At 34.8% G+C, this 15,050-nt stretch carries 14 protein-coding genes, 12 tRNA genes and 1 rRNA gene; 6 read left to right on the top strand and 21 right to left on the bottom strand.

Annotated features, from left to right (window positions below; all coding sequences use genetic code 11):
- Positions 1–65: 65 nt before the first annotated feature.
- From SK629_RS01050 to SK629_RS01015, 8 genes are all read right to left on the bottom strand, one after another.
- A complete protein-coding gene (locus tag SK629_RS01050; RefSeq protein ID WP_042900212.1) occupies positions 66–686 on the bottom strand; it encodes an HAD family hydrolase in 621 nt (206 codons plus the stop codon).
- 3 nt (positions 687–689) lie between these two features.
- Positions 690–1,970 (bottom strand): MATE family efflux transporter, encoded by a 1,281-nt coding sequence (locus SK629_RS01045; RefSeq protein ID WP_042900210.1) that lies wholly within the window; start codon positions 1,968–1,970, stop codon positions 690–692.
- Positions 1,971–2,030: 60 nt separating this feature from the next.
- Entirely contained in the window at positions 2,031–3,515 is a 1,485-nt protein-coding gene (gene thrC, locus SK629_RS01040; protein ID WP_042900209.1) for a threonine synthase, read from the bottom strand.
- A 75-nt stretch (positions 3,516–3,590) separates the two neighbouring features.
- Positions 3,591–4,868: a glutamyl-tRNA synthetase gene (locus SK629_RS01035; protein WP_042900208.1), complete on the bottom strand. Its 1,278-nt coding sequence runs from the start codon at positions 4,866–4,868 to the stop codon at positions 3,591–3,593.
- A gap of 283 nt (positions 4,869–5,151) precedes the next feature.
- Complete coding sequence (locus SK629_RS01030; protein WP_050492327.1) at positions 5,152–6,330, bottom strand: FRG domain-containing protein; 1,179 nt, start codon at positions 6,328–6,330, stop codon at positions 5,152–5,154.
- 2 nt (positions 6,331–6,332) lie between these two features.
- Positions 6,333–6,881, bottom strand: a complete 549-nt coding sequence (locus tag SK629_RS01025; protein ID WP_050492326.1) for an ImmA/IrrE family metallo-endopeptidase — start codon at positions 6,879–6,881, stop codon at positions 6,333–6,335.
- Positions 6,882–7,065: 184 nt separating this feature from the next.
- Positions 7,066–7,962, bottom strand: a complete 897-nt coding sequence (locus SK629_RS01020) for an Abi family protein (RefSeq protein ID WP_050492325.1) — start codon at positions 7,960–7,962, stop codon at positions 7,066–7,068.
- A gap of 339 nt (positions 7,963–8,301) precedes the next feature.
- Positions 8,302–8,892, bottom strand: coding sequence for a helix-turn-helix transcriptional regulator (locus SK629_RS01015; RefSeq protein ID WP_042900207.1), 591 nt, complete (start codon positions 8,890–8,892; stop codon positions 8,302–8,304).
- A 364-nt stretch (positions 8,893–9,256) separates the two neighbouring features.
- Between SK629_RS01015 and SK629_RS12565 the strand changes: the two genes are divergently transcribed.
- The 6 genes from SK629_RS12565 (at position 9,257) to SK629_RS00985 (ending at position 13,318) form a co-directional block, all read left to right on the top strand.
- Positions 9,257–9,496: a hypothetical protein gene (locus tag SK629_RS12565; RefSeq protein ID WP_235219599.1), complete on the top strand. Its 240-nt coding sequence runs from the start codon at positions 9,257–9,259 to the stop codon at positions 9,494–9,496.
- 183 nt (positions 9,497–9,679) lie between these two features.
- Complete coding sequence (locus SK629_RS01005; protein WP_042900205.1) at positions 9,680–9,997, top strand: hypothetical protein; 318 nt, start codon at positions 9,680–9,682, stop codon at positions 9,995–9,997.
- 98 nt (positions 9,998–10,095) lie between these two features.
- The gene (locus SK629_RS01000; RefSeq protein ID WP_042900204.1) at positions 10,096–10,875 is read left to right on the top strand and encodes a rolling circle replication-associated protein; all 780 of its coding nucleotides are present in this window, start codon (positions 10,096–10,098) and stop codon (positions 10,873–10,875) included.
- A gap of 4 nt (positions 10,876–10,879) precedes the next feature.
- A complete protein-coding gene (locus SK629_RS00995; protein ID WP_042900203.1) occupies positions 10,880–11,086 on the top strand; it encodes a DUF3173 domain-containing protein in 207 nt (68 codons plus the stop codon).
- Positions 11,076–12,209 (top strand): tyrosine-type recombinase/integrase, encoded by a 1,134-nt coding sequence (locus SK629_RS00990; protein WP_042900202.1) that lies wholly within the window; start codon positions 11,076–11,078, stop codon positions 12,207–12,209. Before SK629_RS00995 ends, SK629_RS00990 begins: the two co-directional genes overlap by 11 nt.
- Positions 12,210–12,454: 245 nt before the next feature.
- Positions 12,455–13,318, top strand: a complete 864-nt coding sequence (locus tag SK629_RS00985) for an FRG domain-containing protein (protein ID WP_042900201.1) — start codon at positions 12,455–12,457, stop codon at positions 13,316–13,318.
- A 489-nt stretch (positions 13,319–13,807) separates the two neighbouring features.
- On the opposite strand, the gene SK629_RS00980 is transcribed toward SK629_RS00985, so the two are convergent.
- From SK629_RS00980 to rrf, 13 genes are all read right to left on the bottom strand, one after another.
- Positions 13,808–13,891: transfer RNA gene (locus SK629_RS00980), tRNA-Leu, on the bottom strand.
- A gap of 9 nt (positions 13,892–13,900) precedes the next feature.
- Positions 13,901–13,972 (bottom strand) — tRNA-Gln (locus SK629_RS00975).
- Between the two features lie 13 nt (positions 13,973–13,985).
- A tRNA-His gene (locus SK629_RS00970) sits at positions 13,986–14,058 on the bottom strand.
- 14 nt (positions 14,059–14,072) lie between these two features.
- A tRNA-Trp gene (locus tag SK629_RS00965) sits at positions 14,073–14,143 on the bottom strand.
- 4 nt (positions 14,144–14,147) lie between these two features.
- A tRNA-Tyr gene (locus SK629_RS00960) sits at positions 14,148–14,228 on the bottom strand.
- Between the two features lie 12 nt (positions 14,229–14,240).
- Positions 14,241–14,313 (bottom strand) — tRNA-Phe (locus tag SK629_RS00955).
- A gap of 3 nt (positions 14,314–14,316) precedes the next feature.
- Positions 14,317–14,390, bottom strand: a tRNA-Met gene (locus SK629_RS00950).
- A gap of 10 nt (positions 14,391–14,400) precedes the next feature.
- Positions 14,401–14,490 (bottom strand) — tRNA-Ser (locus tag SK629_RS00945).
- A gap of 4 nt (positions 14,491–14,494) precedes the next feature.
- Positions 14,495–14,566 (bottom strand) — tRNA-Glu (locus SK629_RS00940).
- 8 nt (positions 14,567–14,574) lie between these two features.
- Positions 14,575–14,648, bottom strand: a tRNA-Ile gene (locus tag SK629_RS00935).
- Between the two features lie 34 nt (positions 14,649–14,682).
- Positions 14,683–14,753, bottom strand: a tRNA-Gly gene (locus SK629_RS00930).
- 5 nt (positions 14,754–14,758) lie between these two features.
- Positions 14,759–14,831, bottom strand: a tRNA-Val gene (locus SK629_RS00925).
- Positions 14,832–14,835: 4 nt separating this feature from the next.
- Positions 14,836–14,951, bottom strand: a 5S ribosomal RNA gene (gene rrf / locus SK629_RS00920).
- Positions 14,952–15,050 lie beyond the last annotated feature (99 nt).

Here is a 15,050-nt window from a genome sequence, read left to right as displayed (position 1 = left end):
TAACAAACTCGGTTACTTGAAATAGTTTGTTAGGTCTCTGTCACAAAACTGACACAATCTTCTCGTTACTTACTCTCAAAAATACGAGGAATGTCTGTTAGCGACTGAATCCTGTGATTGCCTTCATAAGAAGACTCTAAAAAGTTGATACTTTGAATCCCACTATTCTGAGCAAATTCCACATCCAGAGTCCGATCCCCTATATAATAGGTCTTCTCAGGATCCAACTGATACTTATCTAACAGATAGGTAGCCGCTTCTGGACTTGGCTTGCGCGCAAAGCCACTCTGACTGGTTAAAATCTCTGTAAAATAGGATTCCAACCCCAAGTCTCTTAAAATAGTAAGAGCATTGTCCCCCTTATGAGTATAGACAAACTGCTGAATCCCTGCTTGGTCTGCCCAAGCTAGCACCTCACGCGCACCTGGCATTAAGACTACCTGGGCATTCTTTTCAGCCAAACTCTGGGCACGCACCTGATTTAGCACCTCGACATCCAGATCTCTCTCTTCCGCCACCTGCACAAGCAAATCCTGAACAGAATACTTGAGGATAAACTCTCTTACTTTCTCCTTATCATAAGGAATAGAAAATTGAGCATAGGTCTCCTCAATCCCTGATAAAATCGCTTCATAAGAGTCCAATAAAGTCCCGTCTAAATCCCAAATAAAAGCTGTTTTTTGCATTTCCTATCCTTTCAAGTTCATATAGCGCTGGTAACGGTAACGTAGAAATAACCAACGAAAACCATTATCCAAAAGGGTTCCAGCCCAAATACCAGGCAAGCCCCAACCAAGCACAATTCCCATCAGATATCCTATTCCAATGCGGATACACCACATTCCTATACTTGTCGCATAAAAGGGAAGCCGAGCATTGCCCAAACCCTGCCAGACTGCTGTATAGATGACTGTTCCTGTCGTCATAGGAGTTCCAAGTAGTGAAAAAAGTGTCACTAGAACACTAGCCTCCACCGCTAGAGGATCAGTCGTATAGAGATGAGTCAGTGATATTCCTAAAGCATAGACACTAAGCGTCAAAGGCAACATGAGAATCAGAGAAAGCCAAAAGGTTTGTTTGCTCAAACTAGCGACTCTTTCCCAATTATCCTCTCCAACTGCTCGAGCTATCAGCATGACCGTTGCCGTAGCAACGCCAAAGACAGGCATGTAGTTAAACTGGGTCAAGACTTCTCCGATTGCATTTCCAGCCACGGCCTCTGTCCCAAAAGAAACGACCAAGGCAATGATAACGACATCACCAGCCCGCATCATAAGCCGCTCTCCAGCTGCTGGTAAAGCCAAGGTCAATAGTTCCTTATCTACACCAAAAGTCGGTTTCTCAAAAGGTAGCTTTAATTGCGACCACAAAATCACAAGACCAATCAAACGAGACAGAATAGTCCCCCAAGCAACACCAGCAATCCCCATATCCAGGATAAAAATAGCTAGACTGGAAAAAAGAATATTCAAGGCATTGGATAAGAGACTCACATAGAGGGGCAGACGTGGATTATGCGTTGCACGAATCAAGGCTCCCAAGCTAGTCATTAATCCCAAAAGAACAATCGATCCGCCTACCAAAGATAGATAGAGTCCTCCACTTTCGGCCACAGCCTGTTCAGTTCCCAAAAGTCCTATCATCTCTTGTCCAGCGAAGATGGACAAAGCTCCTAAAAGGAAACTTAATAGTAAAGTAATTTTCAAGGCCTCAGTCACATGATAGGTTAGCTTAGACTGATCCTTCTGCCCCAAACTTTTTGAAATAACACTAGAAATAGCTGCCCCAAGAGCAATGAAAATCGCCTGATAAATGGTGATGATATTGCCAGCTACTGATACACCCGAAATAGCTATTAAACCCAAGTGAGCAACCAGATAACTGTCCACCATACCCATGAGCATCTGCAAAAAGTTTTCACCCATAGCTGGCAATGCAATATTAAGAATGTCCTTATTTTTCTTAAACAATCCTTCCTCCTGATGAAAAGAAACTCAGTTGGTTTCCCAACCGAGTTCACTTCCTCTGTCTTAAAGTCCTAGATAATCCTCAACCGCTGCTTGCATGTCAGCAGCTGCTACTGTTGTTTTATGACGAACAGGAGCTGTTTCAAGTCCATCAACTGCTGGCGGCACTGCCACTCCTGAAATGTCATGTAATTGAGCCAAGGCTTCAAAATCAGTTAAGCCTGCTTTTCCTGTTACAGCCTCTACTGCAACTACTGGGAACTTGTATGGACTAGCTGTTGAAGCAATCACTGTCTTAGTCGCATCATCAGTAACCGCTTGGTATTTTCTATAAACTGCTGAGGCAACCGCCGTATGTGGATCTTCAATATAAGAATCTGACTCATAAACACGCTTGATTTCTGCCGCTGTTTCTTCCTCAGTCGCATATTCAGCTGCAAAGAGCTCCAGAATCTCTACATCAAAATCAGTCAGTTCATATTGTCCTTGTGTATTCAAGGCATTCATGAGTTCAGCTGTCTTAATCGCATCATTACCCAAAAGATGGAAAATCAAACGTTCCAAGTTTGAAGATACCAGGATATCCATAGATGGACTAGTTGTTACTTTAAACTCACGTTTCTTGTCGTAAACACGGGTCTTGAAGAAGTCTGTCAAAACATTGTTGTCATTTGAAGCACAGATTAATTTGCCAACTGGCAAACCAATTTGTTTAGCATAAAAGGCAGCCAAGATATTTCCAAAGTTTCCTGTTGGTACTGTGAAGTTGACCTTATCACCAGCCACAATTTCACCAGCCTTAACCAACTGAGCGTAAGCATAAACATAATAAACAATCTGTGGTACCAAACGACCAATGTTCATAGAGTTAGCTGATGAAAATTGCAACTTGTTGGCAGCTAATTTTTCACGAAGGGCCAGATCGTTAAACATATGCTTCACATTTGTTTGGGCATCATCAAAGTTACCATCAATCGCGATAACATGGGTATTCTCACCAGTCTGAGTGGTCATTTGCAACTCTTGTACCTTGCTGACACCATCCTTTGGATAAAAGACGATAATTTCAGTACCTGGAACATCTGCGAAGCCTGCCATAGCGGCTTTCCCAGTATCACCAGATGTAGCTGTCAAAATGACGATTTTGTTCTCCAAGCCATGTTTCTTAGCAGCAGTCGTCATAAAGTATGGCAGGATAGACAAGGCCATATCCTTGAAGGCAATCGTTGAACCATGGAACAGTTCCAAGTTGTATTGGCCGTCTAATTTCACCAAAGGCGCTATAGCTGGAGTATCAAACTTGCTATCGTAGGCATTGTTGATACAGTAGTCCAACTCCTCAGCTGTAAAGTCATCTAAAAATGCTGACAAAACAAGTTTAGCAACTTCCTGATAAGAAGCATCTTTCAATTTGTCAAAGTCCAAATCTACCTTTGGATAAGTAACTGGTGTAAACAAACCACCATCCGTCGCCAAACCTTGCAAAATTGCTTGGCTGGCAGTTACTGTATTGTTGGCATCACGCGTTGATTGATAAACTAATGTCATTACTCTCTATCCTTTATCTATAGTCTCTACCATTATATCATGATTTTTCAGAAAATTCTCCCTTTATAAGAGAAATTATAGTCCCAATTCTTCTTTCAAAGGCTCTAAATAGCTCATTTCTTGCTTATTTCTCATCTTCAGTCCTTCCTCAGCTAACAGAAGTAAGTCTTTTGAAAACTCTATAATCGCAGTTTCTTCCTGATCTGTAAGCTTTTTCTTAGAAAATTGTCGCCTTAAAAACTTATAATTTCGCCCAAATTCTTTAAAGAAAGGTGCTGTTTCTAAGTAAGCTTCTAATTTATCTAAATTAACCAACAATCCCAAGTGAAAAGCTGCTGAAGCGAAGGTTCTATCTAGAGGCTGAATACACACACTACGAAACTCAACCGTTCCTCGAGTCGTTAAGTCTTGATACTGATAACTACGATGAGTTTCAAAATCCTTCTCTTGGGGGTAAATAATAACCTCATCCCCATTAAGAGCATATGCTTGGATTTCAGGTGTAGCCAAATAGTCCCCAGCCTGAATCGGATAAAAATAATAGGTTTGCCCATCACGTTCCGCAGTAAAAATTGCAGAATGATCTAGATAATCAAAAAAATCATCCTCATCTTTAAAGAGTCTAGCATTGACCCCGACGTTTTCTGGATAGATACCATGCATGGATTCTTCCCAGAAAATATCCCTTGAAATTTTCGTATCCCAATCCGCACCCGAAAACTCAGAGTTTGCAAATAAATAAGCTTTAGCTGCTTCAATTTGGGTAAAAGCATTAATCACCCGTAAGTAATTGGATTTTGAAACATCCAACTGAACCTGACTCCCACAAATAAACGCTCCGTATTCAGGGAATTGATGTAAGTCCGATTTAGTCACATTCCTACTCAAATTCAAATAATCCATCAACATCTGATAGCGTGGATAAGCCACTGGACAATTCTCATTTTTATCCCAATTGGGATGAATACCACAGCCAACAATAGCATGATTTGATTCAGCTAACTTCTTCTGGATTGCTTCCATATAAATACTAAAACGTTCTTCAACCTCTTGTATCGTTTCAGCCTTACCAAATGCAAACTCAATCGTAGTATAGGAAACTTCAAATAAAATAGCATCCTGACTTACTGGATTCACTAACTGAATAGGGTTTCCAAAATGATCAACCTTTTCTACAGTTAAATTAAAACCAGAAACTAGGTATCGAAATAAGTGCTTGATAACTTCAATATCTGTAGCATCCCCTTTCAAGTTTACAACAGGATATTCTAGCTCAATCCCAACAAACAATTCAGGATTTTCTTTAATATTTTTTAAATACCGATGTTTTAATAAATCGATAGAACGAGACATACTTCCCTACACTTTCATAATAAAATTTGAATAACTATTATTATACCAAAAATAATATAAAAAGGAACGAAGATATACCACGTTCCTTGACTCTATACTATACCGGCGGCCGGGGTCGAACCGGCACGTCCTTGCGGACACTGGATTTTGAGTTCAAATATAGACATTTTTTCCCACTATAAATATATTTAAATTAACGTTTTTACTATTTTAGAAGATTTATATTTAGCCTATTTCCCAATTTTTGGTACGATTTAGGTTACTTTCTATATGAACAGTAAATTTAAAGTGTAAATGAAGATTGAGAAGAATAAGGCTTATATTTTTTCTTCAAATGGACTAAATAGTCGTTAAAGTCTGGATATAAATCTCTTTGAAAATAATGAAATTCATTTAATTTTTTCATCAATTCCTGACGTAAATTCTCAAAAATTTCATTTTTATTCTTTTTAATTTCTTCTTGAGTTGCACTACCTCCCTCTTCTGGAAAAAATTTATCTTTTTCTTCTTTTATTATTTTTAGTAGTTCCTCTTTTTTCTTCAATTCTTTGCTATCTAATCGTAAACTATCTAGATAAGATTTATACCCTTCTAAATCTAGTATTATTTCTACTAGAATTCTATCAATTTTACGATATCTATCACTTAAGTTCCACTCTTTTCCGTCAATCTTAATGAAGCGATTAATTTTGTCGTAATTGATAAAGGCTCCTTTTTGAGCTTTTATTCTTTTATTATTATTTTTTTTATGAGTAAAAGTTAACAGACTATCATCAGCATCTTTTTGTGGATTAAATTTATAAAATTCTATTTGTGGATTTGAAAATTCATCACTTTCGAGCATAAACAACAGGGCTATAAAAGGATTCTCCGTCACATCTAACAAACTAGTAGGTAAACCGTAGTGTTGTAGTGTAGCTAACTCATCTGCTCTCTCATCAATTAACTCATCGTGCTCAAGCTCGATATATTTAATATTATCTGGATATTCACGAGAAACTTGTTGATATAGTTTCTCAAAATCCTCGTAAAAATTGATTTCGTCTTCTATATCGCCTATTAATTTCAAGGGTCTAAATATACTTGGTCTTGTAGCCCAGTTACTTCCTTGCCCTCTGTAAAAATTATAGTTTGATGAAGACAATGCTGTTATAAGTTCTTTTAGTAAGTAGAAAACTGACCAAGTATTGGGTTCCTCACACTTATATCCTTTTGAATTATCTCCCTGTCTCTGTATGTCTAAATTGATTTCATTGATGGTATTTTCAATTTCCAGATTATCACCTTTAAATTCAAGACTAGTAATCTTTAACTTTTTCTTTTGTAAGAAAATAGGATGTATTTTTATATAGATATTTTGAGTTTGAAATAATTTTGAATTAATGTCTCGTTCAATTTTTTCATCAGAGGCTCCATCATAATAGGAACCTAAAATACTATAAAAATCGCCTTCTATTCTCAAGATCAAGCCCTCTCTGATAACATATTTAAATTACTTAATCGAAATCTTATTGCTGATTTCGACACATTCATATATTTACTCAGTAATGAAATTACAGTATTAACTGGGATTTTATTAATTTCATGTAGCTCTATCCCATAATCATCAACAATTTTTTCTAGTGTTTTTAATATCAAATTTTTAGGCATTAACAAATTTGCTGCAAAATCATTAGCTTGCTGTTCCTCTATCCCTCCAATCAGATCTGAACGGTAATTTACACCATTAATACCCTCATGGCCTAATAAATAATGCCCAATTTCATGAGCTTTTGTGAAGCGTTGCCTATTTTTACTTTCTGTTACATTAACATATATTATACCATCTTCTAATTTTCCTGAATGAATATCAATGATTAAGCCTTTAACTTGTAAATTAAGTAACTCAATAATCTTATCTACATTTATACTATATTCATCATCGTTTAATTCTAATTCTGCAATCTCATCTCTACAATGATCTTCGAATATTTCGAGAAATTGTGATTCAAAAATTTCACGATATTTTATCATATTTTCCTCCTGATACCTCTATTTATTATTATATCAAAATTAATTAGTTAGTAGATATTTTTTGTGATAATCATTTAATTGATAAACAAATCTTTTAAGGTTTGCGGTACTTCTCTACATTCAAAATTAGTTCATTTTTACGAATCATCATGAACGCTTGAATTATGACAAATAAGGATTTGTTTTATTGCCAGCATATAGTCAAACAAGTCTTTATTATCTGTTTTTTCTTCCCATAATCTCTCATCTTCCGCAAAACTAGTGTATACAATCTTGGAACACCCACATTAAAGTTACGTGCGTATAATCTGCCATAATGTGCACAAACATTCCGAATAAACCATGTGGCAGCAATCCAACTTTTGCTTGCAGATATAATGTGTTCCTTCAAGTTAGCTTCGTTTTTATAATAATCATTACTGAAAAACAATTCTTCAAGCCATAAAGTATAAAATTTATCATTCAACAGCTCAATTATTTTAGTTGTTTCTCCAAAAGTCAGTTCAGGTACAACAACCCAAAAAGGAAACTTACAATTTTTATTATTCACATGATGACTTACTGGAAGAGATTTAGTTGTTGAATTAAATAAGCTCATTCCAATTCCTTCAATGACTTCCTGATAATTCTTTTCATTTTTATAAATTGATTTATCTAAATAGCACTCGCCATTTTGTAAATTCCCATCATAATTGCTACATAAAGTATGGACAATGGAAGATTTGATTAACAGTTCTATTTTACCAGTAAATTTCATCAAATTTTCTCTCAAAAATGAATTGAATTCATAAAGTTCAATACAGTCTTGAAAAGAAAAAGTAATATCTTCTCGTTTCGGTAAACACTTTCTGTATATTGAAAAATCATAATAATTTGTCTGAAAAAGGAACTGTTCAGCGAAAGCCTCCTCAGACTCATTAATTATTACTTTAGCACCTGTTTTCTGCACGGGTCTAGCCAGTTTTTCCTTCAACTTTTCAAATTCAAGAAATTCTTTCATTGAAAATTCTTCATCAGGAACTAGTTCGTAATAATTGACAGTAATCTTTTTTTTCTTAATATTTTTATCAGTTGTATCCATCGTTTATCCTAAAAAAAAGCCTCACAAAACTATCTGATTAAATTTCAATTAAACTTAATCAAAGGGAGCTCTGGAGTTCTTGTACAACTATTATATCCGAATTTTCATCTTTTGTAAACCCCCCTCTATACCACTAAATGTAGTATAGAGAATCTATTATTAAACAAAAAATCCATATATGGTACGCTTTTATAGTTTCAAGATACGATATATAGACAGTTTTCGTTGCGGCCCCTATATATTGTTCTTTAAAAATATTTAAAAAATCTTAAAAACTCCTATATATTTTATCGTGATAATGATATTTTTTTGATTTATGATTATAAAATGGTATAGATTTTATTTTTTAGATAATTTTCTATGGATGTCATATCTCATCAATTCCATAGTTGTTTCCGAATCAGCAATCTTATACAATTCAACCAAACGATCTTTATTTTCATCAAGTTGTTCAGATAATTTAAGTTTAACTAGGTTTACTTTATCTTCAAGAGAGATTGGAACATTGGTATCAAAGGATAATTCTTTGTTTAGCTGTTCTTCTGTTATCTTATTTTCTGTTAGCTCTTGCTGAAAACGAACATACTTAAATAGTGAATTAAGATAAGCTTCTTCTTCTGCCAATCTTCTATACATAAAATTATTATTCAATCTATCCATATGTTCTGCCCAAGCAAAATCACCTTTTGATTGTCCCATTTCATTATATGGGAAAAAATCTTCAATATCCGCATTAAGGGCTAACGCTATTTCCTCAAGTCTTTCCCAAGTAGGCTCTGTTGTGCCTTTTTCATAATTTATAATTGTCTGTTTAGTTACTCCAATTATTTTTGCTAATTCTTTTTGGATTAAGCCAGCTTTTAATCTTACTGACTTTATATCTATTTGTCCAGCACGAATAATATTTGTATAGTTAAATAAAGGTTTCATAAAAATATCTCCTTGGTAAAAAAACATTTTACTTTTTTATTGAAAGGTAAAATTCTTTTTGATATTATAAAGGTGGGTAAAAAATCGTTTTACCTTACTAGTATAACATTTTTTTGAAATAATGTAACATTTTAAAATTATCGGAGGTGGTATTATTGACTATTTAGAAGTTGCAAATAAAACAGGTAAATCCATCAGTACTATTAAAAAATGGAGAAAAAAAATAGAAACTTTATCCGGCTATGAATTTACAAAAATTAAGGCTAAAGTTAGTTATCGCAGCGTACAGACATTCTTCGATTTTACCAAAGAAGAAGTTTCAAAATTTGTAGAACTATCTAAACAAGTAGAAAAAACTAACGACTTGGATAACTCAATAAAAAAAATTTGGGGAGATGTATCAGATTCAAATGAGGTTGATTTAGAGCGTCAAATCTTATACTTACATTCTCTTCAAAAGAAAAACGAAAAGGATACTAACATTGAAATACAATTTTTGAAAAATGCTAATAAATCTTTAGCTAGCCGTGTCGCTTCTCTTGAGAAACGATTTGAAGAATTTGAAAAACAACGACACACTCATTTTTTCAAATTTTTAAAATAATTAATAATAAGAGTTGAAAGCATGCAGTTCGATTGAGAGCGGTTAGGTCGTGCCTGCGAGCGAGGGGGCAAATTGCCGTAGCTCGCAATGGCACGGAGTTCCGCGGACGCACGAACTAAAGAGAACTAAATGCTTTTAACTGTTCCTCACTGCAAAGCAGTGATATAAGAAAGGATATACGAAATGAAATTAAATGATTTTTTGAAAACTGAACTACTTGGTAATAAATTTTACGCAGTTAAGGGTTATAGTGAAGAACTTAATAGGGAAACAGGAAAACCAGAAGCACTACGACTTAATGTTTCCATCCAAGACGATAGTAGCGATTTCTTTATGGAAATGATTACTGTTAAAGTTAAAACCATTACTCCCACCTTGTCAAAACAAGAAATGTCTAACAATAAAACTAGACATGTAATTTTAAAATATTTAAATATGGGACAGTATAATGGAAACTTGTGGTTTAACTGTTCTGATATTTTACCAGCAGAAAAAAATTGATAATGAAGGGACAAAGTCCCTTCTAGTTTATTTATTATATAAACAATATTTTGGCGAAATTCATCTAAGACATTCCCACTAATTTTGGATTGAATACTATGAAATATAATAAGAAAATCATACGTACTTCTTCTTATATTGAAATTTGGGAATATGAAAAAGCAATTTTTACTAATAGAAAACATAAGGAGTCTGCCAATGAAAGTGAACCAAGAAAAAGAAGAACATTTGAAGAACTGACTGAAAAAGAACAAAGGAAACGTCTTCAACGAATGAAACAAACTCGATTAAATGCAAAGTGGAAGTTACTTAGGTTAGTGGATTGTAATTTTAATGATAATACATCATTTTTGACTTTGACCACAAAAGAAAATATCCAAGATAGAAATAAATTTAAAAACTTACTAAAAACATTTATTAAGCGTTTTAACTATAACATTTTTCAAACAAAGAAAAATCAATTAAAATATATAGCAGTTTTAGAAAAACAAAAGCGTGGTGCTTGGCATGCTCATATTTTGCTTTTTGATGTTTCCTATATCCCTCATAATCAGTTACTCAAACTTTGGGGACATGGAGCAGTACGAATAAATAAAGTTGATGTTGATAGCAAAGATAATAGAGGGAGATATGTTACAAAGTATTTTGAAAAAGGAATCGGTCAAGAACTCCTTGATAATTTTGGTAAACATCCTTATTTATCTTCAAACAATCTAAAACAACCAATCATTAATACAAATTATGTCCCATTTGATTATAAATTCTCAAATGAAGAAATCGTATATGAAAGCGAATATAACAGTAAAATTTATATAGGGGGCGAATATATTGATAATAATGTGAAATACAAAAAAATTAAATTAAATATTAAGGAGTAAAACAATGATTGCAACAATAAATAAAAATGACTTAGTTGCCCTTGGATTTTCCGAAGGCACCTCTAAACGAATTATACGGCAAGGTAAGAAACTTCTTGTCACAAGAGGTTTTAATGTCTATCAAAATAAACGTATTGGTACAATCCCAGCTACTATTGCAAATGAACTACTAGGATTTGATATTTCAGTAGGTATAGAAAATGACCGTTAGGAAAGAAAAAAATGGAACTTGGACAGTTGATATATCCGATGGATTTCACCCTATAACGCAAAAAAGAATCCGAGTTGTTCGAAAAGGTTCAAAAACAAAAAAGGAAGCTTTAGAACTTGAGCAACATCTCCGAATTGTTGACTTGAAAGAAAAACGTTTTGATTTTTTAATAACAACTGATATGCTTTTTGAATTGCTTGAAGAAGAAGACAGACAAAATAATAGAAAAATTAGTTACCTAAGTACTCAAAAAAATAATTATGAAAGGCATATAAAACCATACTTTCAAAATGTAAATCTGAATAAGCTAAGTTATGAAAATATTTTTGAATTTAGAGAATACTTAAAAACTAAACCCAAAAAACAAAATGATAATCAACATCTAAGTAATAATACTATCAATAAAATAATAATACTTCTCAAAAAAATATTTGATACCGGTGTGAGAAAGTCCTTGATAGATAAAAACCCTGTTGAAAATTTGAGAAAGTTACCAATCAATAAGAAGACAATCACATTTTGGAGTGTAGAAGAATTTGCTAGATTTAGAAAACTTATTACCAAAGAAGAAAAAAGCTACAATCTTTTCTTTACACTTGCTTTCTTTACAGGTATGAGAATGGGAGAAATTCTTGCTTTAAACTGGAATGATATAAATTTATTAACTAACACTATTCACGTTACTAAAACGGCTTATTTTCTAAATAAAAGAAATCATATAAACTCAACAAAAACAAGAGCAAGCACAAGGTATATTACAATTAATAACAAATTAGCAAATATGCTGAGAGATTGGAAACAAGAACAAACTACTTTACTAAAAGAGTTTATTGATGATATTGACAATCTTCAGGTTATTCAAAGTTCACCTATATCAATTACAAAAAATATGATTGATAAGAAGTTTAAGCAAATACTATCTAGAAATAATGATATTAAAAAAATTCACATTCATGATTTAAGGCACTCTCATGCTTCGTTACTTATCAATCAAGGGGAAGACTATCTTGTAGTTAAGGAGCGTTTGGGACATGCTTCCATAACAACTACAATCGATACATACTCTCACTTATATCCCAGTAAACAGAAATCTCTTGCTAACAAATTAGATGAAATTTTCTAAAAACAAAGACAAGGTATTTAATCTTGTCTTTATTTTAATTATTTTTTATCAAAACCTGAATATGTAGAAAAACCTAGGAGATAAAATGCCATAGCAATTGGTAAGTCTTCCGATTTATCACTATATTGTTTTGATATTTCTTTAATTTCACTATATGAGGTGTTTTCTTATGCCTAAATTAGCTGTAAACTCTTAATTGTTTATGATACAATATTAAAAAAATTAATATGAAGGAGCACGTTATTATGCCAATTTATTACAACTCTGAGGAAATTACTAGTGTGGAGGAATTCATAACTCATATTTTTGATTATGCAAGGAATAACCCTCACGAACTTTGGTACAGGGGGCATAGAAGCCAAGACTGGAAACTACGGCCGAGTCTTTTTAGAGAGGAAGTTTTAGATATGACAGATGATGGATCTGTACAACCAATAAAATACAAAAATTTTATGGATTTCAACGTGGCTTTAAAACAGTTTAGAGATGAATTGAGAGAAACAATTAAAGATGACAGGCTTAATCTGTTTCATTATACTTTTCTTGCTCAACATTATGGAATGCCGACGCCAGCCTTAGATTGGTCTACTGATCCTCTGATAGCCTTGTACTTCGCGGTAGATGGCTTTGAGTACACGAACGAAGATGAATTTCCAGTTGTCTATATCTTAAATCCCACAAGATTAAATGAGAATTCAGCAATGTATTATACAGACGGGAAACGCACGATAAGTGAGGTATACTGTGTAGATAATGCTAATGATAAAATATTTGAGAACTGTTTTTCAGATATGAATGACACTCCGTTTTCTATAATTCCCTTTGCTGTAAAAAGTGATTATGATTTGAAGTCACAAAGGATATCAAGACAATCAGGAGTATTTACTCTGCATGAAGCTAGATACATAAAAGGTGTTGAGTTGATTAATTTTGACGCCGAAGATGGAGAAAAAATGGGTGTTGCTCTAAAGATTTCACCGTCTAGTGTAGAATTGATTAAAAATCAACTTAAGATTCTCAATTTAACTCCAGAAACTATATATGGTCAGGAAGTAACGATACTAGAAGAAAAAGCAAAGTCAATTTCAAAAGAAACTCCAAAAATATAATAAAATTTAACAGTTTAAATTCGCATATTAACTCTCTTAACCATGACTAACATATCAGTAAAAAACTTTTAGTTAGGGGTGTTCTCCCAACTAGAGTAACAACTTCTATATAAGACTCCCCTTCTTTCTTCCTCGATTAGATGACTGCTTTCGATTATCAAATATTTACCTTTTGTAATACAATTTATTTGCATCTCTGTTGCTTTCTTGTGTTTGTGGTTGAAATACAAGTATAACACAGAGGTGTTTTCTTATGTCTAAATTACGCATTCATTTGACAAAAAAGCCCCTTTATAACTGTTAAACAAGTTTTTAACCAGTTTAAGAATCTAACTTTTAAAAATGTTAGTTGTCTAACTTCATTATATAACTTTCAAACAAAATAACTTTATCAGATAGATAAAGAAAAAAGAAATTGGTATAAAATGGTAATTAATTATAGCGTTAGACATAAAAAAACAAGGCTCGAAAACCTTGTCTTTAATACTATACCGGCGGCCGGGGTCGAACCGGCACGTCCTTGCGGACACTGGATTTTGAGTCCAGCGCGTCTGCCAATTCCGCCACGCCGGCAAATAGTAACTGGGGTAGCTGGATTCGAACCAACGCATGAGGGAGTCAAAGTCCCTTGCCTTACCGCTTGGCTATACCCCAATAATATAAAATAGGCGAGTGATGGGGATCGAACCCACGCATGCCAGAGCCACAATCTGGTGTGTTAACCACTTCACCACACCCGCCATAATTCTATTAACACGGGCAGTAGGAATTGAACCCACACTGAAGGTTTTGGAGACCTTAGTTCTACCTTTAAACTATGCCCGTAAAATGGAAGGGGAGGGATTCGAACCCCCGAACCCGAAGGAGCGGATTTACAGTCCGCCGCGTTTAGCCTCTTCGCTACCCTTCCAAAATATATAAATGGCGCGAGACGGAATCGAACCGCCGACACATGGAGCTTCAATCCATTGCTCTACCAACTGAGCTACCGAGCCTTATTGCGGGAGCAGGATTTGAACCTACGACCTTCGGGTTATGAGCCCGACGAGCTACCGAGCTGCTCCATCCCGCGTTAATACAAAAGGAGGATGTGGGATTCGAACCCACGCACGCTTTTACACGCCTGACGGTTTTCAAGACCGTTCCCTTCAGCCGGACTTGGGTAATCCTCCATAATAGTCCGTACGGGATTCGAACCCGTGTTACCGCCGTGAAAAGGCGGTGTCTTAACCCCTTGACCAACGGACCAAACTCTATGGGCACGAGTGGACTCGAACCACCGACCTCACGCTTATCAGGCGTGCGCTCTAACCACCTGAGCTACGCGCCCAAGTTAAAAACTTGGTAATTTGAACAAAGTTCAAAGCGGGTGACGAGAATCGAACTCGCGACAACAGCTTGGAAGGCTGTAGTTTTACCACTAAACTACACCCGCTTAAATGGGAGTTAACGGGATCGAACCGCTGACCCTCTGCTTGTAAGGCAGATGCTCTCCCAGCTGAGCTAAACTCCCTAGAGCTAAGCGACTTCCATATCTCACAGGGGGCAACCCCCAACTACTTCCGGCGTTCTAGGGCTTAACTTCTGTGTTCGGCATGGGTACAGGTGTATCTCCTAGGCTATCGTCACTTAACTCTGAGTAATACCTACTCAAAATTGAATATCTATTCAAATCAAGAAAACCAATACGCTTCCATATTCTCAGTTACTTTGGATAAGTCCTCGAGCTATT

This window comes from Streptococcus mitis, assembly GCF_000722695.1.
Taxonomy (GTDB): Bacteria; Bacillota; Bacilli; order Lactobacillales; family Streptococcaceae; genus Streptococcus; species Streptococcus mitis_O.
The sequence above is the reverse complement of the archived record's forward strand: the minus strand, read 5'-3'. Positions and strand labels throughout refer to the sequence as shown.